This is a genomic window from Bacillus sp. NEAU-CP5 (genome assembly GCF_026420705.1).
GTDB lineage: Bacteria > Bacillota > Bacilli > Bacillales > Bacillaceae > Bacillus > Bacillus velezensis.
Genome location: NZ_JAPMOV010000006.1, coordinates 175336 through 195868 on the forward strand (window position 1 = coordinate 175336; position 20533 = coordinate 195868).

Annotated in this window: 20 protein-coding genes; 8 read left to right on the forward strand and 12 right to left on the reverse strand. The window is 46.7% G+C overall.

From position 1 onward, the window contains the following. Positions 1-82 precede the first annotated feature (82 nt). On the forward strand, positions 83-721 hold the full coding sequence (locus tag OTK50_RS17850) for a TVP38/TMEM64 family protein (RefSeq protein WP_223883525.1): 639 nt from the start codon (positions 83-85) through the stop codon (positions 719-721). A 91-nt stretch (positions 722-812) separates the two neighbouring features. Here OTK50_RS17850 and OTK50_RS17855 read toward each other — a convergent pair whose 3' ends face one another. After that, a complete protein-coding gene (locus OTK50_RS17855) occupies positions 813-2003 on the reverse strand; it encodes an MFS transporter (RefSeq protein WP_167859918.1) in 1191 nt (396 codons plus the stop codon). A gap of 258 nt (positions 2004-2261) precedes the next feature. On the opposite strand from OTK50_RS17855, the gene OTK50_RS17860 reads away from it, so the two are divergent. Next, a complete protein-coding gene (locus tag OTK50_RS17860) occupies positions 2262-2840 on the forward strand; it encodes a TetR/AcrR family transcriptional regulator (RefSeq protein WP_021495037.1) in 579 nt (192 codons plus the stop codon). A 77-nt stretch (positions 2841-2917) separates the two neighbouring features. Here OTK50_RS17860 and OTK50_RS17865 read toward each other — a convergent pair whose 3' ends face one another. Then, positions 2918-3802, reverse strand: a complete 885-nt coding sequence (locus tag OTK50_RS17865) for a DMT family transporter (RefSeq protein WP_039062694.1) — start codon at positions 3800-3802, stop codon at positions 2918-2920. Between the two features lie 126 nt (positions 3803-3928). Between OTK50_RS17865 and OTK50_RS17870 the strand changes: the two genes are divergently transcribed. Beyond that, positions 3929-5317, forward strand: a complete 1389-nt coding sequence (locus OTK50_RS17870; protein ID WP_039062695.1) for a PLP-dependent aminotransferase family protein — start codon at positions 3929-3931, stop codon at positions 5315-5317. Positions 5318-5382: 65 nt separating this feature from the next. Here the strand turns inward: OTK50_RS17870 and OTK50_RS17875 are convergent, their stop codons facing one another. From OTK50_RS17875 to OTK50_RS17895, 5 genes are read right to left on the reverse strand one after another with little or no spacing between them, the layout of a single operon-like run. Continuing rightward, positions 5383-5682: a spore coat protein gene (locus tag OTK50_RS17875; protein ID WP_016937108.1), complete on the reverse strand. Its 300-nt coding sequence runs from the start codon at positions 5680-5682 to the stop codon at positions 5383-5385. Positions 5683-5696: 14 nt separating this feature from the next. Then, the gene (locus OTK50_RS17880; RefSeq protein ID WP_003156073.1) at positions 5697-5894 is read right to left on the reverse strand and encodes a hypothetical protein; all 198 of its coding nucleotides are present in this window, start codon (positions 5892-5894) and stop codon (positions 5697-5699) included. 18 nt (positions 5895-5912) lie between these two features. Beyond that, on the reverse strand, positions 5913-7049 hold the full coding sequence (locus OTK50_RS17885) for a zinc-dependent alcohol dehydrogenase (protein WP_039062696.1): 1137 nt from the start codon (positions 7047-7049) through the stop codon (positions 5913-5915). A gap of 18 nt (positions 7050-7067) precedes the next feature. After that, complete coding sequence (locus OTK50_RS17890) at positions 7068-7436, reverse strand: spore coat protein (RefSeq protein WP_039062697.1); 369 nt, start codon at positions 7434-7436, stop codon at positions 7068-7070. Between the two features lie 17 nt (positions 7437-7453). After that, complete coding sequence (locus OTK50_RS17895) at positions 7454-7699, reverse strand: spore gernimation protein GerQ (protein ID WP_099566448.1); 246 nt, start codon at positions 7697-7699, stop codon at positions 7454-7456. Between the two features lie 455 nt (positions 7700-8154). Between OTK50_RS17895 and OTK50_RS17900 the strand changes: the two genes are divergently transcribed. The 3 genes from OTK50_RS17900 (at position 8155) to OTK50_RS17910 (ending at position 12195) form a co-directional block, all read left to right on the forward strand. Then, the gene (locus tag OTK50_RS17900) at positions 8155-9315 is read left to right on the forward strand and encodes a sensor histidine kinase (protein WP_179946984.1); all 1161 of its coding nucleotides are present in this window, start codon (positions 8155-8157) and stop codon (positions 9313-9315) included. Then, positions 9308-9943 carry a response regulator transcription factor gene (locus OTK50_RS17905; protein ID WP_076425605.1) on the forward strand — a complete coding sequence of 212 codons (636 nt, stop codon included), beginning with the start codon at positions 9308-9310 and terminating at the stop codon, positions 9941-9943. Before OTK50_RS17900 ends, OTK50_RS17905 begins: the two co-directional genes overlap by 8 nt. Positions 9944-10041: 98 nt before the next feature. Next, on the forward strand, positions 10042-12195 hold the full coding sequence (locus OTK50_RS17910; protein WP_094031543.1) for an MMPL family transporter: 2154 nt from the start codon (positions 10042-10044) through the stop codon (positions 12193-12195). A 33-nt stretch (positions 12196-12228) separates the two neighbouring features. On the opposite strand, the gene OTK50_RS17915 is transcribed toward OTK50_RS17910, so the two are convergent. The 4 genes from OTK50_RS17915 to OTK50_RS17930 all read right to left on the reverse strand — a co-directional run bounded on the left by OTK50_RS17915 (position 12229) and on the right by OTK50_RS17930 (position 16488). Continuing rightward, entirely contained in the window at positions 12229-12951 is a 723-nt protein-coding gene (locus OTK50_RS17915; protein WP_015239265.1) for a gamma-glutamyl-gamma-aminobutyrate hydrolase family protein, read from the reverse strand. A gap of 125 nt (positions 12952-13076) precedes the next feature. Then, a complete protein-coding gene (abc-f, locus tag OTK50_RS17920; protein WP_094031544.1) occupies positions 13077-14708 on the reverse strand; it encodes a ribosomal protection-like ABC-F family protein in 1632 nt (543 codons plus the stop codon). A gap of 279 nt (positions 14709-14987) precedes the next feature. Then, entirely contained in the window at positions 14988-15515 is a 528-nt protein-coding gene (locus OTK50_RS17925; RefSeq protein WP_032866771.1) for a GNAT family N-acetyltransferase, read from the reverse strand. Positions 15516-15630: 115 nt separating this feature from the next. Then, the gene (locus OTK50_RS17930; protein ID WP_003156057.1) at positions 15631-16488 is read right to left on the reverse strand and encodes a YitT family protein; all 858 of its coding nucleotides are present in this window, start codon (positions 16486-16488) and stop codon (positions 15631-15633) included. Between the two features lie 282 nt (positions 16489-16770). On the opposite strand from OTK50_RS17930, the gene OTK50_RS17935 reads away from it, so the two are divergent. Together OTK50_RS17935 and OTK50_RS17940 are read left to right on the forward strand one after the other, a co-directional pair. Further along, positions 16771-17904, forward strand: coding sequence for a glycerol dehydrogenase (locus tag OTK50_RS17935; RefSeq protein WP_003156056.1), 1134 nt, complete (start codon positions 16771-16773; stop codon positions 17902-17904). A 145-nt stretch (positions 17905-18049) separates the two neighbouring features. Beyond that, positions 18050-19261, forward strand: a complete 1212-nt coding sequence (locus OTK50_RS17940) for a Bcr/CflA family efflux MFS transporter (RefSeq protein ID WP_007609720.1) — start codon at positions 18050-18052, stop codon at positions 19259-19261. 28 nt (positions 19262-19289) lie between these two features. On the opposite strand, the gene fabF is transcribed toward OTK50_RS17940, so the two are convergent. Then, positions 19290-20525: a beta-ketoacyl-ACP synthase II gene (gene fabF, locus OTK50_RS17945; RefSeq protein WP_015239270.1), complete on the reverse strand. Its 1236-nt coding sequence runs from the start codon at positions 20523-20525 to the stop codon at positions 19290-19292. Positions 20526-20533: the final 8 nt, after the last annotated feature.

Consider the following 20533-nt stretch of genomic DNA (forward strand, 5'->3'; position numbering starts at 1 on the left):
TAGAATAACTTAAGAATCCTTAAGGATTTTACCGGCTGTTTCTTCATTTTCTTTGCTTATGATGTGATGGGAAGCGAGGAGAGTGGAGAAATTGAAAAATAAAATGATTTTATTATGTATATGGTTTTTAGGCGTTTATTGTTTGAAGGAACTGGACTTGCTGTCATTTGATATGAATGATGTAACGGACTTTATATCAGGGCATGCGGAATACGCGATGCTGCTGTTTTTGGCTTTGTGGGTCGTCAGGCTTCTCTTTTTTATTCCCGGCATGACGCTGATGTTTTTGGGCGGAATCTGCTTTGATCCGATGGTCAGCATTTTATTATCAATGGCCGGCCTGTTTATAAGCGAAACATTGGTTTATCTGTTTTCAAGAAAATTCGCCAACGAAAAAACGACTCAATTACTGGAAGATAAATACCCTGACTTGAAGGAGTTATTGGAAGCGTACAATTATAAGTTTTTGGCAGTGGGGATGCTTTGTCCGGCAGCTCCTACGGATGTGATTTGTTTTTTATCCGCTGCAGTCGGGTTAAAGTATTCTGCATACATGTTAACTGTATTGATTTCAAATATTCCTATCATCGTATTGACCAGCTTTGTCGTTATCAATTTCAGTGAGTCAATGACAGGTATTGTGTTAGTAATCGTTTCGTTTCTATTGATTACGATCTTAACGGTGAGAATATGGAATCGTATGAAGCAAAATTACTCATGAAACAGGGGTTTTTTGTTCTGAAGGATGTAAAGAAGAATACATCAAAAAAAGCTGTCAGCTTGGTCCTGACGGCTTATTTTTGGTGAATGGCTTATTTCTCCGTGGTGAAATAAAGCAATGCGATGACCGGAAAAGCGATTCCAATCCATAATGTGATACTCCACCCGCCTGAGGCGTATGCCCATCCTCCGATTGATGATCCTATAGCACCGCCCAGAAAGAAGATGGCCATAAATAATCCGTTTAATCGGCTGCGAAATTCAGGTGCCAACGAAAAAATGGCACGCTGACTGAGTACGAGATTGGCAGATACACCCATATCCAACAGGATAGCTGCGGCCACCAGAACTGCTATGCCGACGTGGGAGCTGCTTTGAATCATGAGCGGGAGTAATAAAGAAACGATGACAGCACCGAGAGCGATTCCGGTGGCAAGCCGGGTCAGGCCGCGATCAGCCAGACGGCCGCCTATCGGTGCAGCCTCTGCACCTGCAATGCCCGCTAATGCATACAGCGCGATTGCCTTTTGAGAAAAATGAAAAGCAGGACCGGACAATAATAAAGGTACAGTCGTCCAGAACAAGCTGAAAGCTCCAAATACAAACGCATGATAAATGGCACGGCGGCGTAAGACCGGAGTCGTGCGCAGCAGCTTCCACATTGAACCGAGTAAGATGGTGTAGCTTGTGGTTGCTGTTGGTTTTCTGGCAGGAAGCACTTTTGATAAGACGATTGCCAGGACAACACTTAACGCGGCGGATAAAGCAAATATGGCATTCCACCCCCATATATCAGCGACCAGACTGGATATCGGACGGGAAAGCATAATACCGAGCAGCAGGCCGCTCATCACATTGCCGACAACCCGGCCGCGTGCGGCGTCCGGTGCAAGGTATGATGCGAACGGAACTAGCACTTGGGCTGCAATTGATCCCAGTCCGATGAAAAACGCAGCGGCTAAAAACAGTGTTCCATGCTTCGCAAATGCTGTCAGTGTCAAAGCGGCTGCGCTTAGAAGGAGCGATACAACGACAAGTTTTTTGTTTTCGATAATGTCTCCCAAAGGGACGAGAAACAGTAAGCCGGCAACGTATCCGATTTGAGTCAGTGTGACAATCAATCCTGCGCTGCTTGGAGAAAGCCCGATTGCCGCACTAATGAATCCTGCCAAGGGCTGTGCATAATAAAGATTAGCGACAATGATACCGCATGCCGTTGCGAGAAGAAGGGTTAAACCAGGTGAAATTCCCTGATCTGCTGTTTGTTTGTTTTCTTTAGCCATATGAATGAACTCCTTTTTAAGTGGTTTTTATGATGCTTTGATAAATGATTTGCTGATTCATCTCCTTACGCAGAGGCTTTGGGAGTCTGCATTTCATCAAGACTTCCCTCAAGTTATTTTATAAACTAAACGTTTAGTTTTATTATAAGCAAATAATATACTAAACGTTCAGTTTTGTAAATAGGTTTCTGTTTTCTTTTTTTATACAGGTTAAGTATACTGAACGTATCGTTTATAATTCGGGAAGGAATGATTCATGTGCAGAGTAAACGAGGACGGCCGCGCGATGAAGGAACACATAAGGCGATTCTTTCTGCAGCCTATGATCTATTGTTGGAAAATGGCTTTGACGCGGTGACAGTCGATAAAATTGCTGAGCGTGCCAAAGTAAGTAAGGCAACGATTTATAAATGGTGGTCAAACAAGGCTGCCGTTATCATGGACAGCTTTCTTTCGACCGCTACGGACAGACTGCCTGTGCCAGATACAGGATCAACAGTGCAAGATATATTGACCCACGCCACGAATTTAGCAAGATTTTTGACGAGCCGGGAAGGAACCGTTATTAAGGAATTAATCGGTGCGGGGCAGCTGGATGCAAAATTGGCGGAAGAATATCGCACTCGATTTTTCCAGCCCCGCCGCCTCCAAGCGAAAGGCCTTCTGGAAAAGGGAATTCAAAAAGGTGAATTAAGAGAGAATCTTGATATTGACGTAAGCATCGATCTCATTTACGGACCGATTTTCTATCGTCTGCTTATTACAGGTGATGAGGTGAATGATTCCTATGTGCATGATCTGGTGATGAGTGCGTTTAAGGGAGTTCAGCCTGCCTGAAAAATAGCCGGATCATGTGAAAGAGATACAGACTTCTGCTGCCTACGGGCGGAATATAATGAAAAGGCCGAACAAGTTCATTGTTCGGCCTTTTCTGATTGATTCGCGAACTGCCGGGCGGCCGCCACGCAAGCGATAACGCCGGCATTCACCGCCGCAAGTTCCCATCCTGCTTTTTCATGGAGAATCATGGCGGCCAGTAACAGTCCGAAGAAAGGTTGCAGAAGCTGCAGCTGTCCGACCGCGGCGATGCCTCCCTGGGCGAGTCCGCGATACCAGAATACGAAGCCGATCAGCATGCTGAATATTGAGACATATGCAAGACTGAGCAGTGCGGGCGCGCCGATGTTTGACCATGAGTCCGGCATGAAGCAGAAAGACAGGATGAACATAAGGGGAAGCGATAAAACGAGTGCCCAAGAGATCACCTGCCAGTTGCCAAGCCGCCGGGAGAGGCGGGCGCCTTCGGCATAACCGAGACCGCACACGATAATCGAAGCGATCATGTACGTATCACCGAGCGGAGAGGATTCTCCTCCTTGCAGCAGAGCATATCCGGCTACGAGGATGCTGCCGGCAGCCGAGAAAATCCAAAAGACCGGCCTGGGCCGTTCGCCTCCTCGCAGTACGCCGAAGACCGCCGTCGCAAGCGGGAGAAGCCCGATGTAGACAATGGCATGAGCGGATGTGACATGCTGAAGCGCTAAGGCTGTAAGCAGCGGGAAACCGATCACGACGCCGAGCGCTACTGTTATTAGTGAAATGATGTCGCTTTTGGCAGGGCGTTTCTCCTGAAAAATGAGGAGCAGAGCGCCTGCCAATATACCGGCTATCGCGGCGCGGCATACGGTGAGAAATACCGGGTCAAAGTCCGCTACAGCCAAGCGGGTCGCCGGAAGCGAGCCGCTGAAAATGAGCACGCCGATAAATCCGTTAATCCAGCCGTTTGCGGCTTTATTCATTCCAATCACTCCAATATATATTTCTAAACCCATTTTCAAAGTTTATAATGACTATAAACTGAAATTGGCCTTATACAAATGGCCAGTTTTTATAAAAAGAAGAATGCCAGTTTGGAGGGAGCAAAAATGGATATCACGCCATTTTTAAATAGAGATCTGGATATTCCGCTTTATCAGCAGCTTTATCGGCATTTTAAGGAAAATATGCATCAGGGCCGTCTTCCTAAAGGACTGAAGCTTCCTTCAAAAAGGCTTTTGTCAAGTCAGCTTTCCATCAGTCAGACGACTGTGGAGCGGGCCTATGAACAGCTTGCCGCCGAAGGCTATATTGTCAGTAAGCCGAGAAGCGGATGGTTTGCCGATTATGACTCGGACGCCGTCTATGTGAAAAAGCCGGGCGCTTCGCCTGTTCAAACAAAGGCGAAGGAAGACCGCCAATGGATTGATTTTCACTACGGCACTGTGGATGCCGCTCATTTTCCGTTTTCGGCATGGCGCAAAAGTATGGTTGCAAGCTTAGATCAATACGGGCATGAGCTGTATCGGCCCGGGGATGATTTGGGCGAGCTTGAATTGAGAACGCTCATTTCGGAGTACTTATATCAGTCGCGCGGGGTGAATTGCCTTCCCGAACAAGTGATAGTCGGCGCCGGGAACCCTGCTCTTTTGCAAATGCTGTGCAAAATATTTGAAGCAAATCTATCCATCGGATATGAAGATCCGGGTTATCCGAGAGCGAGGGAGATTTTTAAAGCCAATCACATGAAGATCATTCCGATACCCGTCGACGATGAAGGAGTCTGTATCCGAAAGCTGAATGAAGAGCGGCCGCGTCTTGTATATGTCACACCTTCTCATCAATTTACGTTAGGAACGATTATGCCGGTAAACAGAAGGATTCAGCTGCTGAAATGGGCGAAGGAACATCAATCGTTCATTATAGAAGATGATTATGACGGAGAATTCAGATACAACGGCCAGCCGATCCCATCATTGCAGGGGCTTGATCAGCATCACCGTGTCATTTATATGGGAACGTTTTCCCAATCTCTGCTTCCTTCGCTGCGCATCAGCTATATGATTCTTCCTTTGTCGCTTATCGAAAAAGGCAGGGAAATCGCTTCTTTATATAAACAGACCGTTTCCTGCCACAGTCAGCTGACGCTGGCTCAATTTATCAAAAGCGGAGAGTGGCACAAACATATTAACAGAATGAGAAAGCTGTACCGGAAAAAAAGAGCGGTATTATTAGAGGCCGTGCGGCGCGAGTTGGGACAATACGTCAGGATTCGCGGAGAAAATTCCGGACTGCGGATTTTACTTGACATTCAGCTGCCTTTCAGTGAAAAAGAGCTGATTGAAAAGGCGGAGGAACAAGGCGTCAAAATCTATCCCGTGTCTCTCACCTATCAAAAACAGCTCCCTGAAAAAACAGTTTCTCTCGGTTTCGCGGGGGTTTCTGAAACCGATATACAAGAAGGCATAAAAAAACTGAGAGCCGCCTGGGCGCTGTAAAAGGCAGCTCACAGTTTGAAATACTGAAGCTTGAGTCAGGGGTGCTGTCTCAGCAGCAAAACGGTTTATAGGACGGGCAGGCGGAGCGCCGTATCAATATTTTGTAAATTAAACCGGACTTGTTCATCTGTGTTCCACGGATGATACCAGCCTTTTTCCATCATATAGCGTGAGATTTGCTCATGCATGTCGATGGCTTCTTCTAAGTGACGGGTGAGGATCGCTTTCACTTCAGGCGTTCCGGCTTCCGTCGCCGCCATCGCATAGTTTCTGACACCGCTTTTTGCCGAATTCAATAAATCCATAGCGACAATTTGGTCTGTCAGTGCATCCATCCCCGTCAGGTATTCCATAATCGGATTCATTCGTTATTCATCTCCTATTCATGCTTTGCATCAGATAAAATCGAGGCAAACTCCTGCAATTGCCTTGTTGATGTATCCGCATCCTGCTGCATGATTTCTTTCAGCTGCGGATCGGATACGAGCGCTTTCATGGTTTTGGACTTCGTCAGACAAAGTGACTTAAAAGAAGCCATCTCCTGAATTTCGAGTAATTCATGTAAGGCGCTGGCCATTTCTGTAGCCTCCGTTCTTTAAGGTTTGAGTACAACTTTTATGCAATCATCTGTTTTCGTGTCAAACATCTCATAGCCGTGCTTCGCTTCACTAAGCGGAATGACATGGCTTACAACATCGCCCGGATCAATTTTGCCGGTTGACACCAGTTCAAACATATACGGCATATAATGGATAACCGGAGCTTGGCCTGATCGGATATTGACGTTTCGCTGCATGATATCGCCAAGAGGAAAACCGTTATATCTCCCGCCATACACACCCGTAATCTGGATCGTTCCGCCTTTGCGCACCGCTTGGGAGGCAATGACTAAAGCGCTCATCGCTCCGCCTTGAAGTTTTAATCCGCTGGCGAGGAATTCCAGGTCCGTCATTTTTCCGTCCATGCCGACGGCGTCAATAACCACGTCGGCGCCGCCTTTAGTGATTTCCTTCAGGTAGCTGCCCGTATTTTCGTGGTCTTCGAAGTTCACGATTTCCACTTTATTCGTCCGTTTCGCATGCTGGAGACGGTAGTTGACATAGTCTACGGCTATTACGCGTTTCGCTCCCTTTAACCAGCAGAATTTTTGAGCGAACAGACCCACAGGCCCGCAGCCGAGAACGATGACCGTATCGCCTGCTTTTACGCCGGCATTGTCAACGCTCCAAAAGCCGGTTGTCATCGCATCGGCAATAACACTCAATTTCTCATCCGGTTCTTCACATGTTTCGGGAACTTTAAAATGAGTAAAGTTCGCAAAAGGGACGCGTAAATATTCGGCCTGGCCGCCCGGATAGCCGCCGGTACTCCCTGAATAGCCGAAATAAGCGCCCATATCGCCGTTTTCATTTGATTGATCACATTGGCTTTCCAGGTGATTTTTACAATAAGTGCATTCTCCGCAGGCGATATTAAAAGGAATAATGACACGGTCCCCTTTTTTGACTTTCGTCACGCCGGGGCCGACTTCTTCCACGATGCCCATCGGTTCATGCCCGATGATGTAGTCTTCCTGCAAGTTCGGGATGAGTCCGTGGATTAAATGTAAATCAGACCCGCAAATTGCCGTACTTGTGACTTTTATAATCATGTCATCGTGTTTTTCAATCTTCGGGTCAGGCACGTCTTTGACGACGACGTTTTTAACTCCTTGATACGTTACGGCCTTCATGCTGTAATACCTCCAGTGTTAGTGTTCATCAGGTGTGCGGTCAAACATCCCTTTTCTGTTCGTTTCAACGGGAAACAGGTTCATGTTTCCGACCATGAGGGTATTTTTCGCAGAGAGCTGATCCAGTTTATACTGTTCGCTCAGATCATGCGGGTGAAACCACTTTTTGCTGACCATCAAGTCTGTAATTTCCTGATGCATCGCGATTCCTTGCATGAGCTGTTTGCGCAGCAAAGCTCTTACATCAGGTGAAGCGGTTTCTGTTAAAGCGACGGCGGTATTTCTGACGCCTTCTTTTGCCCGTAAAAGAAAATCCATTGCGAATGTCATATCTGCGAGTTCAGGGACGTGTAATGAATTGATTGGATCTAAATGGTCATGATTCAACGATGCTTACCTTCCTTTCAATTGATGATCGAAGTCGGCCGGTTTTGAGGAACAGGAGCCTGAAAAGATGCCCGTTCATAAACCGTCTGCAGATCAGCCAGGTCTTGTGAGGCTTGCTGAACATCTTTCTCCATTAACGTTTTCAGGTCCTGATCAAACACAAGCCCTTGCATGAGCTTGGATTTCGCTACACAAAGCGTCTTGAAGTTAATGATTTCATGTAAGTCAAGCGACTCGTGAGCCGCTAATTCACGCTTATCCATAATCGTCTGAAACCTCCCTTTGTAGAAATACGTAGTTAATTTCCCCTGAGAAAAGAGGTCTAGTCTTACAAATTTTGTTTATCAGAAAAAGCGGAGAGTCAAAAAAAAAGAGGAGGCACAATCGCTTCCTCTTGTTCACATGGAACGGCTGTTGGTGTCATGAACGTTTTTCTGATGCGCGCGGTTTTGCCGCGCGGGAGACGAGCCCGCTGAAACCCGGGAAAAGTCATAAAAAAGATATAAACAAAAAAGCAGCTTGCGAACAATCCCGCAGGCTGTTTTTCCTTTCACCAGTCATGCAGGAAAGAAGGGGAAGGTGAGAAGCAGGCACTTATGGTATGATGACAAATAGAATAAAACCTCGTGAGGCCGGTCAGCTAAAAGGAAGTGGACAGAGATTGTTTGGTACAAAACATCAAGAAGACTATGTCTCCCGTGACAGACGTTCATTGCATATGCTTGCGCTTCGGGTGCCCGGTCTGGCGTTTATTTTAATGGTATATGCCGCATCAGTCTCTTTGCAGTACATTTATGAAAGCTGGACGGTTTTTTTGCTGCTGTTATTCACAATATTGATCGTCATTTTTACCGTGCTGCACTGGCATTCCCATCGCTGGGTGAAGAAAAAAACGTTTCTTTATTTCATCATACAGGGATTTATCATATATACATCGGCTAACTTGATGACTGGCGGCTATATTGCGGTTGTCGTCGGTCTCTATGCCTTTTTAATCGGGCAGATTATCGGAATGGCGGATAAGGGAAAAACGCTGCTCATACTCTATCTGTTCATTTTAATGTCCATAACAGCTTTGCACCAGGAGCATCCGCATCATCTGCTGCGTTTCATCGTTATCGCCGCTCCCATCATGATCGTGATTATCACGTATGCGGCCACATTTTTCGCACAAGTTGATGAAAAAATAAAAACACAGATGACGCTTGAAAAATTAGAGCTCGCTCACCGGCAAGTGAAACAGCTGACGCTTCAGAATGAAAGACAGCGGATGGCGAGAGACTTGCACGATACGCTTGCTCAAGGATTGGTCAGCTTGCATATGCAGCTTGAAGCGGTGCATGTTCATCTTTCAAAGGGTAACACTGACAGAGCGAAAGACATCATCAGCCAGTCAATGGACAGAGTGAAAGGCACATTGGCTGATGCGCGCTCGGCCATTGACAACCTTCGCAGCACATCAGAAAAGATCGGGTTCTTAAAAGAAAGCATCACTGAACAAATCAACCATTTTACAGAAGCCTCCGGGCTGTCTTGTTTTTTAGATTACAGCGTGCATCATGTGCTTGACGTTCATACGGCGGAGAATTGCCATTACATGATCGGAGAAGGCCTGACAAACGCCGCCAAGCATGCAGAAGCAAAGAATGTCTGGGTATCCGTTCAGGAAGAAGAGGGACAGATCCGCATAACCGTCAAAGATGACGGGAAAGGCTTTGATGCCGGAACAGAAATGAGAAAAAGCGGACATTACGGGCTGCTTGGGATACAAGAACGCGTCAATATGATGAACGGCACTTTCCGTATAACAAGCGCCAGATCAGCGGGAACTCAAATTGAGATCATCATACCAATTCAAGGAGAGGCGGAACATGTATAAAGTGTTAATAGCAGATGACCATCTTGTCGTCAGAGAAGGTCTGAAGCTTTTGATAGAAACAAATGACCATTACACCATAACGGGAGAGGCGGAAAACGGGAAAACCGCCGTCCGCCTCGCAGAGGAACTAAAGCCCGATGTCATTCTCATGGATCTGTACATGCCGAAAATGAGCGGGCTGGAAGCCATTAAACAGATAAAAGAGCATTCTGATGTGCCGATCATTATTTTGACGACCTATAATGAAGATCATCTGATGATAGAAGGCATCGAATCAGGCGCGAACGGTTATCTGCTGAAAGACACAAGCTCAGAAACCTTATTTCATACGATGGATGCGGCGGTCAGGGGAGAAGTGCTTCTGCAGCCGGACATCTTGCGGCGTTTCCGGGAAATGAAAATGGAACGGGCAAATGCCAATGAAACACAGCTGACGGACAAGGAAATCATAGTTCTAGAAGCCGTTGCGCAAGGACATAAAAGCAAAGCGATCGCCTTCGATTTAGGAATCTCAGAGCGGACGGTAAAAGCGAGATTAACATCGATTTATAACAAATTAGGCGCTGATTCGCGGACGGAAGCCGTCACCATTGCCATGCAAAAAGGCATTCTGAAACTGAATATATAATGAAAAACTGCCCAAACGTACATGCCCCTATGTACGTTTTTTTTATGTGAATGTGAACTACAATTAGGCAGAAAGTAATGATTGGAGAGGAGTATTCGATGTCTGGTTTTTTATATAAATTAGGGGGATGGTCTGCCCGCAACCGATTTAAAATGATCAGTGCGTGGCTCGTGATACTGATCGCTTCGATTGTGATCGCCATCTCGTTAAAACCTGCTTTTTCTGAGGATATGTCAATTCCCGACACACCTTCTGAAAAGGCGATGGATATCATTCAAAAAGAATTTTCAAAGGGTCCCGATAAAGGAAGCATACGGGTTATTTTCGGAGCTGAAGAAGGGAAGAAATTGACGTCAAAACCGGAAAAACAAGCGGTTGAAGAGACATTAAAGAAGATCAAAACCGATCATTCAGTCGCTTCAATTGCAAGTCCTTTTGAGACAGGAACCATTTCTAAAGACGGATCAGTGGCATATGCCGATATTACGTACAAAAAAGCGGCGGATGACATTACGGATGCGTCTGTTTCACATATGAAACACAGTCTGTCCGCCGCCGGAGACAAGGGTCTGCAGACGGAGATCAGCGGCGATGTGCCGGGGGCCGGTGTTGAAATCGGCGGTGTATCTGAAATTGTCGGCGTTGTGCTGGCATTCGTCGTACTGGCTATTACGTTTGGTTCATTAGTCATCGCGGGGCTGCCGATTGTCACGGCCTTGATTGGGTTAGGTGTAAGCGTCGCGCTGACGTTAATTGGGACACAGTTCTTTACGATAGCTTCGGTCAGTCTCTCATTATCCGGAATGATCGGCCTGGCCGTCGGGATTGATTATGCGCTGTTCATCTTTACGAAGCATCGTCAGTTTTTGGGCGAAGGTGTACAAAAAAATGAATCGATCGCGAAAGCCGCGGGAACGGCAGGCAGCGCCGTCGTTTTTGCGGGACTGACCGTGATCGTCGCGCTTTGCGGATTGACCGTTGTCGGCATTCCGTTCATGTCTGCCATGGGATTGACTGCGGCACTCAGTGTGCTGATGGCTGTATTGGCTTCTGTTACGCTGGTGCCTGCGGTGTTATCGGTCGCAGGAAAACGGATGATTCCGAAATCAAAAAGGAAAAAAGAAAAGAAAAGCGCCGAAACGAATGCCTGGGGGCGCTTCGTTACAAAGAAGCCTATTCTGTTAAGCATTTTCAGCATTATTCTTTTATCTGTCATCAGTCTGCCGGCCATGCATTTAGAGCTGGGGCTGCCTGATGCGGGAATGAAAGCGAAAGACAGCCCGGATCGCCGCGCCTATGATCTGTTGTCTAAAGGATTCGGAGAAGGCTTTAACGGCAAGCTGACAATTGTTGCCGATGCAAAAGGGGTCAAGGGGAACAAAAGTGAAGCATTTCAAGACGCCGTGAAAGAAGTGAAGGACTTGCACAATGTGGCGAGCGTCACACCTGCCATGCCGAATCAAAAAGGGGACTATGCCATCATTACGGCAATGCCTGAAACCGGGCCGAATGATAAGGCAACGAAAGAGTTAGTGCAGGATATACGGAAACGATCAGACAAAAACGGCATCCGCCTGCTCGTCACCGGGTCAACCGCGGTGAACATTGATATTTCAGACCGATTAAACGATGCCATTCCGGAATTCGCCATTCTCATTGTCGGGTTTGCGTTTGTATTGCTGACCGTTGTTTTCCGCTCACTTCTCGTGCCGCTTGCCGCTGTCGTCGGCTTTTTGCTGACGATGACCGCTACACTCGGCTTATCGGTATTCGTCCTTCAGGATGGGAATTTCACCGGCTTGCTCAGCATTCCGGAAAAAGGCCCGATTCTCGCCTTCCTGCCTATTTTAGCGATCGGTATTCTTTTCGGGCTGGCGATGGATTATCAAGTATTCCTTGTCAGCAGAATGAGAGAAGAATATGTCAAAACAAAAAATCCGGTACAAGCCATTCATGCCGGATTGAAACATAGCGGACCTGTCGTAACAGCGGCGGGACTGATCATGATTTTCGTCTTTGCGGGATTCATCTTTGCGGGAGAAGCTACGATCAAATCCATGGGCTTGGCAATGACTTTCGGTGTACTTTTTGATGCGTTCATTGTAAGAATGACCATTATTCCGAGTGTCATGAAGCTGATGGGACATGCGGCCTGGTACTTGCCGAAGTGGCTGGATAAAATCATTCCGAACGTGGATATCGAAGGCCATAAGCTGACACAAGGCAAAACACCGGAGAAACCGGAAGAATAAAATGAAAAAGCAGATCGTTATGATCTGCTTTTTTTATGTGCTGACCGCATCCATGAAAAGAGAAAAAAGCTTTTTCATGTCTTCATGTTTTTTTGTCAGCATTTCGGGATGCCATTGCACGCCGACGACAAATAATTCACCCGTCCGTTCAATTGCTTCAATGGCCCCGTCTTTCGCATAAGCCGAGGCTTTAAACGAAGGCGCCGTCTCTTTTATGATCTGGTGATGGAATGAATTCACCCGCGCTGAATCGCCAAACAAGGTATGGAGACGTGTCCCTTTTTCAAAAGAAACATGATGGGTTTTTAACGGCGGATCTTTTTCTTGATCATGCTTAATGTCAGCAAACGAAGCGTGTGTCAGGTCTTGATATAAAGTTCCCCCGTAAGTGACGTTTAACATATGCATCCCCCGGCAGATTGCAAGAATCGGCTTTTCTAAAGCAACCGCCGTGAGAATCAGCTCCTTCTCGTAGGCGTCCCGATCAGGAAAGGTCTTTCTTAAAGCCTGTAAAGGTTCTTCGCCGTAAAACAGCGGGTCTATATCCTGGCCGCCGGACAGAATGATCCCGTCAACATGAGAGACCTGTTCCTTTAAAAGCGCCGTCTCTTGAATCACCGGCAATATAAACGGCACACCGCCGGCCTCAGAAACAGACTGAATATAATCATTATTGACATATGCCCGATTATAACCCGGGAAAGGGCCGGATTGATCAGCCATAATGTTTCCCGTAATTCCAATGCGTTTGGCCATTCTTCGCCCCCCTGAACCATGCTCATAATTAATCTGAACGTAGGTTGTACAAATCAGTTTGAAATTATTCTTCATGATACGTGAGCTTTCCAAAACAAAACCCGTGACAATCACGGGTTTTTCATTCATTTCAATTTCTTGATCTCTTCCGTCAGCTCTTTGAATTTTTGATCAAGCTCACGATATTGTTTATCAGCCGGAGTCATGAAGCTGAGTTTTCCGAGGACTTCCTGCCGTTCGGTCTCAAGCTTCAATCGCAGTTCTTCAGCATCGTCCCTGACGGAGGGAGATTCTTTCCATTGTTTTCGGACGCTGCCGTTTGAGATATCAAGCCGGATGTCCGTCGTCTTTTCGACAAAGTAACGATCATGAGATACGATGATGAGCGTTCCGTCGTATCGGGCCAAAGTGTCTTCAAGCTGCTCGCGTGACGGCAGATCAAGGTGGTTTGTCGGCTCATCCAGAATCAGCACATCTTTCTCCTCCAGAATAAACGCCATCAGTTTGCATTTGACCCGCTCTCCCATGCTCATCTTGCCGATGGGTTCCGTCCATTGCGCTGCGGTAAATCCTAAATGCTTCATGAGGGATTGAACATTTCCCCTTGCTTCGAACGTTTCTTTGTAAAAAAGCTGTTCGGGGGTTTTATCAAGCGGAAGGTCGAATACTTCCTGGGTTAAATATCCGACGTTTGCAGACGGAGAAATCCATATGCTGCCGCCCTGCGCTTTTTCCTGACCGAGGATGACCTTCAATAATGTTGTTTTCCCGCTGCCGTTCGGGCCTGTAATCGCGATCTTTTCACCGTGCATCACAGTGAAATTCACGTTTTTGAAAAGCGTTCGTCTGTCATATGACTTTGTGACATCACTTACTTCTAAAAAACGCTTTCCCGCTTTTTTGCGGTGCTCAATGGAAAAACGGACTTCATACTCCGCTTCAACCGGTTCTGCTTTCGCTTTTTCAAGCTCTTTTTCAAGACGCTTCTGCTTTGATTTAATCTGGGCGTCCGTGCGTTTTGCTTTTACGCGATGGTATTCTTTAAACCCTTCTATTTTCGTTGATTGGGCGTGGGCTTTTTTTGACCAGGCGCTCAGCTCGTTCATTTGAGCTTCAATCCTTTTGACCATATTCTGCTGATTCTCATATTCGCGCTGCTGTGTCAGTCTTCTCTGTTTGCGGACCTCCATATAGCTTGAATAATTCCCTTTATGTTCAATGAGTTTCTTTCCTTCGATGGCCCAGATTTTTGTCGCTGCTGCATCTATAAAAGCACGATCATGCGAAACAAAAATAATGGTGCCTTTGTAATTCTTGATCTGATTTAGCAGTATTTCTAAACTGTGCTGATCGAGGTGGTTCGTCGGCTCATCTAATAACAAAAGGCTGCTTGAGGAGGAGAAACCTTTGGCAAGACGGGCTTTCAATTTTTCTCCGCCGCTTAATTGCGAAAAGGCGCGTGCGGGTACGTTCCACTTTTCTAACAAGGCGGCCTCCGCAGGCTCCGGATGGCCGGAATCGTAAGCTTCTGTTTCTTGTTCCACCATATATATGTTCACATCTTGCATCATCTGGATCTGTCCTTGTGACGGCGTTTTTTGATTGCAGATCAATTGCAGCAATAACGATTTGCCGGCGCCGTTTTTACCGATAACGCCGATGATGTCACCTTGCTGAACGCTCGCGCTGATCTGTTCAAAAAGGGGAACGCTGTTGATTTCATAACTGATGCCGCTTATTTTTAACATTTCTTTCATATGTCAATCCCTCGCTTTAAAGGGAGGACCAAAAAAAATCCTCCCAAATTGATTTGGAAGGATTAGCCGTACCTGTGCATGATCAAATAAGCTATTTTTACATAGCTTTCGTATCGTATAGAAAATGGGCAGACTAATCCTATTTTTTCTGATTTGAAATATTTGATTTCAAACGGTCAAAATAAGATTAGTTAATCATTGTCCACCCATCATCCCTTCGTATTTGTTACAAACAGTGTAGCACACACTTATCTGTAAAAGCAAAGGGTATAAGCCTTTTTATTCCAGATTGGAGACTTCCCACTCTTCTTCTAAAACGGCATAATAATATTCATCCCACCATTCATTATCATGGGGGATGCATTTTTTAAAAAAGCCTTCCCGCCTCATCCCGATCTTTTCCATCACCCGGTGCGAAGCCATGTTTTCCGGCTGACATGTCGCAATGATCCGGTGTAATTTCATCTTGTTAAACCCGAATGCCAGCACGGCGCGCGCCGCCTCTGAAGCATATCCTTTGCCCTGGTATTCCGGGTGAAACACCCAGCCGATTTCATACGTATGATCGCCAAAATACTGAAAAAAAGCAATGTGGCCAATGACCGTTTTTTCATCCTTCAATAAAACGGGAAACTTCCCGGCATGTTCACCGCTGTTTTCAGTAACGAATTTCCTGGCATCTTCTTCAGTAAAGACACCCTCTGGTATATATTTCATGACATTCGGATTTGAGGCGTACGCATAGACATCCTGCCAATCTTCCGGTTCAAATGTGCGAATGACGAGCCTGTCAGTTTTGATATTCATTTTTTATGTTCCTCCATCAAAAAGATTTTTTCTACTACTTCGATTGAAAAATGTAAAAACCTTTGAGCGGGGAAGAGCCGAATAAAAAAAGCCTGCAGCTATACACTGCAGGCGGTTATTTTTCATTTGCGGCGGCGGGCAGGTTTGTAAACCCGAATTGCCCTCCGACAGCTTCTTTTACTTCATGAATAACGATAAATGATTTCGGATCAATTTTTTGAACATGTTTTTTGATTTTCAGCAATTCGTTCTTTTTAATGACAACATAGATAATGCGCTTGTCTTTGCTGCCGTAATACCCGTATCCGTAAAAAATCGTCGCCGCATTGCCGTACTCGGAGGTGATGGCTTTGGCGATTTCTTCGTATTGGTCAGACATAATGGTGAGGGCTTTTTTATTATGGAAACCCTCAATGACAATATCGACGATTTTGGCGCACAGATATACGAATATAAACGTATACAGCATATGATTGATGCCGATCGCTAAAACGGATGCGAAAATGATGACACAATCCATATAAAACATGCTTTTGGAGATGTTAAAGCCCTTTGTGTAATTTAATAAATACGCCAAAAGCGTGGTCCCGCCGGTAGATCCGTCAGCAATAAAGATCAATGCCAGCCCCGCTCCCATCAGCAGAGCGCCGAATACAATCCCGAGCACCATATCGTGCACGCCGAACGGAATAAAGCTGACGATGCTGAGAAAAACAGAAGTCATTCCCGTACCGAGTATCGTGTATAAAATCGTTTTTTTCGTTAAAAATTTATAAGCCAGCCCGATAAAAATCAAATTTACAACCAGAGTCGTAATACTTGCAGGTATATGGAAAAGATAATATAACACGAGAGCGATTCCCACGGTGCTGCCGTCCCCTAAATGATTCGGGATGACGAAAAATTCCACGGACGCCGCAATAAGAAAGGCTCCGGCCATAATCATCAGTATATCCTTGCAAATGTTCTTCATGTGCAAACCTCCTCCGCAGTCAAAAATATATAAAAAACAAAAACGCCTCAAAAATTATCCAGCAGAACTAAATAATTTTTAAGACGAATCATTCACAATCTCGTTTGTTCATTCAGTAAAGAATGATCAGCTTCAATATCGAAGATTATATAGACACCTTCACATCTTGTCAATGCCGTGAAAATTGATTTTTCTGCAGTGTATATGAGGTTTAAATCAATTTAAAACGAGGAATTATATCAGAAGAGTTTTCATTTCTGCTCTATCAATAAGAGAAATGTAATGAGAGACAACGAAGAAGGGATGATGACATTGGAACGAATTTTTATCAGTCCGGCCAAATACGTGCAGGGAAAAAACGCCATTGAAACGATCGGCGGACATCTGGAGGGCGTTGGTGAAAAAGCCGTCGTCATCGCGGACAAAACCGTATGGGATATCGCGGGCCACAAGGTGACGGCTGAATTAAAGAAAAGCAATATCTCTTCTGAAGAGGCGGTTTTCAACGGCGAAGCCTCCCAGGAAGAAATGAAAAGAATTGCCGGCATCGCAGAAAAAGCAGGCGCGACTATTGTCATCGGAGTCGGCGGCGGTAAAACGCTTGATACGGCCAAAGCCGTATCAGATGAAATAAACGGCTATACCGTTATCGTGCCGACGGCCGCTTCAACGGATGCTCCGACAAGCGGGCTGTCTGTCGTGTATTCTGAACAAGGCGCGTTCGAAAACTATCGTTTCTATCATAAGAATCCTGACCTGGTTCTGGTCGATACGAAAATCGTCGCGGAAGCTCCGCCGCGCTTTTTAGCATCAGGGATTGCCGATGCGATGGCGACGTGGATAGAGGCGCGCAGTGTCATCGCCAATGGCGGTAAAACGATGGCAGGCGGAATTCCGACAATCGCCGGAGAGGCTATCGCGGAAAAATGTGAAGCGGTATTATTCAAATACGGCCATCTCGCTTATGAGTCTGTGAAAGCGAAAGCCGTTACGCCCGCATTGGAAGCGGTGGTTGAAGCCAATACACTTCTGAGCGGACTGGGATTTGAAAGCGGCGGCTTAGCTGCGGCGCATGCCATTCATAACGGATTTACCGCGCTTGAAGGAGAAATCCATCACTTGACCCACGGTGAAAAAGTGGCATTCGGCACGCTCGTTCAATTGGCGCTGGAAAAACGTTCGCTTGAGGAAATTGAGCGGTATATCGCGTTTTATATTAGCTTGGGGCTGCCTGTCACACTTGAAGACATCAAATTGAAAGACGCATCTAAAGAGGACATTATGAAAGTGGCAGAAGCCGCGACGATTGAAGAAGAAACAATTCATGCCGCTTTTGACGTGACGGCTGACGACGTGGCGGATGCCATTATAGCGGCTGATCAATACGCAAAAGCATTTAAAGAAAAACACGCGTAAAACCTTTTATCGCGTGACCCGGACCCAAGGGCTGTTACAGCCCTTGGTTTTTTTATGCCCTTTGAAAACTTTTAAAAATAAAGAAAAAATTATGATACAATATACAAATGTTTTGAGAGATTGACAAAGGAAAGGTGGGAACGATATGCTGCATAATCCGACCGGTAAGGAGCGGCTTGCGCTGGCTTTTCTTCTCGGAATGCTTGCGATACTGGGGCCGCTCAATATAGATATGTATCTGCCAAGTTTCCCTGAAATCGCTGAAGATTTAAGCGCCCGCGCATCGCTTGTCCAGCTCAGTTTAACCGCATGTCTGATCGGACTGACAATCGGACAGGTTGTTGTCGGCCCGTTAAGTGACGCGAAGGGAAGAAGAAAACCGTTATTACTATGTATTTTTTTATTTGCGTTGTTTTCTCTGTTTTGCGCGCTTGCACCGAACATTGTGACACTAGTGATTGCCCGTTTTCTTCAAGGATTCACCGCTTCGGCAGGACTCGTTTTATCCCGTGCAATCGTCAGAGATGTGTTTACGGGAAGAGAGCTTTCTAAATTTTTCTCGCTGCTGATGGTCATTACCGCCGTCGCGCCGATGGTGGCGCCGATGACGGGAGGCGCGATTTTACTGCTTCCGTTTGCATCATGGCATACGATTTTTCTCTTTTTAACCTTTATCGGGTTTTTGCTTGTTCTCATCATTGCGCTCAAGCTGACAGAAACCCTGCCGCCGGAAAAGCGGATTCCGAGCTCCATCGGAAATTCCGTGCGGACAATGGGAAGCCTGCTGAAGGATCGGTCATTTATCGGCTATGCGCTGACGGTCGGTTTTATTCACGGCGGGAGCTTTGCGTATGTCTCCGGAACGCCTTTCGTGTATCAGGACATTTACGGAGTATCGCCTCAGGTATTCAGTGTTTTATTCGGCATAAACGGTCTGGCGATCATTACCGGAAGCTTTATCATCGGGCGTTTCGGCGGGATCATTCACGAAAAAAGCCTGCTGAGAATCGGCGTGATTACAGCGATGACAGCGACTGCCGTTCTGCTCGTCATGACGATCATTCACGGGCCGCTGGCGGCACTGGTGATTTCAATTTTTATTTATATGATTACGATCGGCATGACGCTGACAAGCACCTTTACATTGGCGATGGAAAAGCAGGGACACCGCGCGGGAAGCGCAAGCGCACTGCTCGGCATGCTTCCGCTTCTTCTCGGTTCCATCGTGTCGCCGCTTGTGGGGATGAATGAAGCGACGGCCGTGCCGATGGGGGCAATTATGTTCACGACATCCGTTATCGGTTCCATCGCTTTTTTCGCCTTAACAACAAAACCGGAGAAAGCAAAAAAGGAGTGAAATGATTCACTCCTTTTTTTGATGCCCGCTATTCATATTTCTTCAGCACGATTGCCGAATTATGCCCGCCAAAGCCGAATGAGTTGGAAAGGCCGATCGTTAACGATTGATGGCGGGGCCCGTCTGCTACATAGTCCAAATCACATGCCGAATCAGGGTGCTGCAGATTGATCGTCGGCGGGATGATGCCGTGTCTCAAGCTTTCTGTCAGAGCGATGGCTTCAACGCCGCCTGCCGCGCCAAGCATGTGGCCGAGCATTGATTTGTTGGCCGTAACCGGAATATCATACGCAAGCTCCCCGAATAATGTCTTGATGGCCAATGTTTCAGAAAGATCTCCGGCTTTTGTGCTTGTCGCATGAGCGCTTACGACATCAATGTCTTCCGCTGAAACGTTCGCCTTTTTCAAAGCGTTTTTCATCGCCAGGTATGCGCCCGTTCCTTCCGGATGGGAGGCCACCATATGATAGGCGTCAGAGCTCGCACCGTAGCCGAGCACCTCACAAAGGATCGGGGCATTTCTGCCGATTGCGCTATCCAATGATTCCAATACTAAGATGCCCGCGCCTTCACTCATGACAAATCCATCGCGATCCGCGTCAAACGGCCGGCTTGCCGCGGCGGGGTCTTCGTTTCTCGCTGACAGCGCGTGGGCATTGCCGAAGCTGGCTAATGACAAATTCGTAATCGCCGCTTCCGCTCCCCCGGCAAACATGATATCTGCGTCATCATTCCGAATGGCGTTGAATGCTTCCCCGATCGACGTATTGCCGATGGAACACGCGGTGACGGGAGAAAGTGAGGGGCCGAGCGCGCCTAATCTGATGCTGATTTGAGCGGCGGCCGCGTTTGAGATCATCATGGGGACAAGGCTCGGGCTCACTTTTCGCGCTCCCCGTTCATTTAAAGTATGAACGTTATCAATCAAAGTCGTGATGCCGCCGATTCCCGAGCCGACGTACACGCCGAGGCGTTCACGGTCAATCTGATCGAGCTGAATCCCGGAGCTTTCAAGCGCCTGTTCTGCTGCCGCTAAAGCAAACTGGCTGAAACGGTCAAGCCGTCTCGCTTCTTTTCTGCCCCATCTTTCTTCTGCGTCAAAATCACGGACGGTACCGGCTATTTTTGTCTTTGAGCCGGAGACATCAAACGAATCGATGAAAGAGATTCCCGATTTTCCTTCCGTCAGGTGTTTCCAAAATGTATGCACATCATTGCCGAGAGGTGAAATCACTCCCATTCCGGTGATCACAACTCTTTTCATGGTCATTC

Coding starts and splice junctions, on each gene's coding strand:
- OTK50_RS17855 (WP_167859918.1), bottom strand. CDS start 2,003: ATGGCTAAAGAAAACAAACAAACAGCAGATCAGGGAATTTCACCTGGT.
- OTK50_RS17865 (WP_039062694.1), bottom strand. CDS start 3,802: ATGAATAAAGCCGCAAACGGCTGGATTAACGGATTTATCGGCGTGCTC.
- OTK50_RS17870 (WP_039062695.1), top strand. CDS start 3,929: ATGGATATCACGCCATTTTTAAATAGAGATCTGGATATTCCGCTTTAT.
- OTK50_RS17875 (WP_016937108.1), bottom strand. CDS start 5,682: ATGAATCCGATTATGGAATACCTGACGGGGATGGATGCACTGACAGAC.
- OTK50_RS17880 (WP_003156073.1), bottom strand. CDS start 5,894: ATGGCCAGCGCCTTACATGAATTACTCGAAATTCAGGAGATGGCTTCT.
- OTK50_RS17885 (WP_039062696.1), bottom strand. CDS start 7,049: ATGAAGGCCGTAACGTATCAAGGAGTTAAAAACGTCGTCGTCAAAGAC.
- OTK50_RS17895 (WP_099566448.1), bottom strand. CDS start 7,699: ATGGATAAGCGTGAATTAGCGGCTCACGAGTCGCTTGACTTACATGAA.
- OTK50_RS17900 (WP_179946984.1), top strand. CDS start 8,155: ATGCTTGCGCTTCGGGTGCCCGGTCTGGCGTTTATTTTAATGGTATAT.
- OTK50_RS17905 (WP_076425605.1), top strand. CDS start 9,308: ATGTATAAAGTGTTAATAGCAGATGACCATCTTGTCGTCAGAGAAGGT.
- OTK50_RS17910 (WP_094031543.1), top strand. CDS start 10,042: ATGTCTGGTTTTTTATATAAATTAGGGGGATGGTCTGCCCGCAACCGA.
- OTK50_RS17915 (WP_015239265.1), bottom strand. CDS start 12,951: ATGGCCAAACGCATTGGAATTACGGGAAACATTATGGCTGATCAATCC.
- abc-f (WP_094031544.1), bottom strand. CDS start 14,708: ATGAAAGAAATGTTAAAAATAAGCGGCATCAGTTATGAAATCAACAGC.
- OTK50_RS17925 (WP_032866771.1), bottom strand. CDS start 15,515: ATGAATATCAAAACTGACAGGCTCGTCATTCGCACATTTGAACCGGAA.
- OTK50_RS17930 (WP_003156057.1), bottom strand. CDS start 16,488: ATGAAGAACATTTGCAAGGATATACTGATGATTATGGCCGGAGCCTTT.
- OTK50_RS17935 (WP_003156056.1), top strand. CDS start 16,771: ATGAGAGACAACGAAGAAGGGATGATGACATTGGAACGAATTTTTATC.
- OTK50_RS17940 (WP_007609720.1), top strand. CDS start 18,050: ATGCTGCATAATCCGACCGGTAAGGAGCGGCTTGCGCTGGCTTTTCTT.
- fabF (WP_015239270.1), bottom strand. CDS start 20,525: ATGAAAAGAGTTGTGATCACCGGAATGGGAGTGATTTCACCTCTCGGC.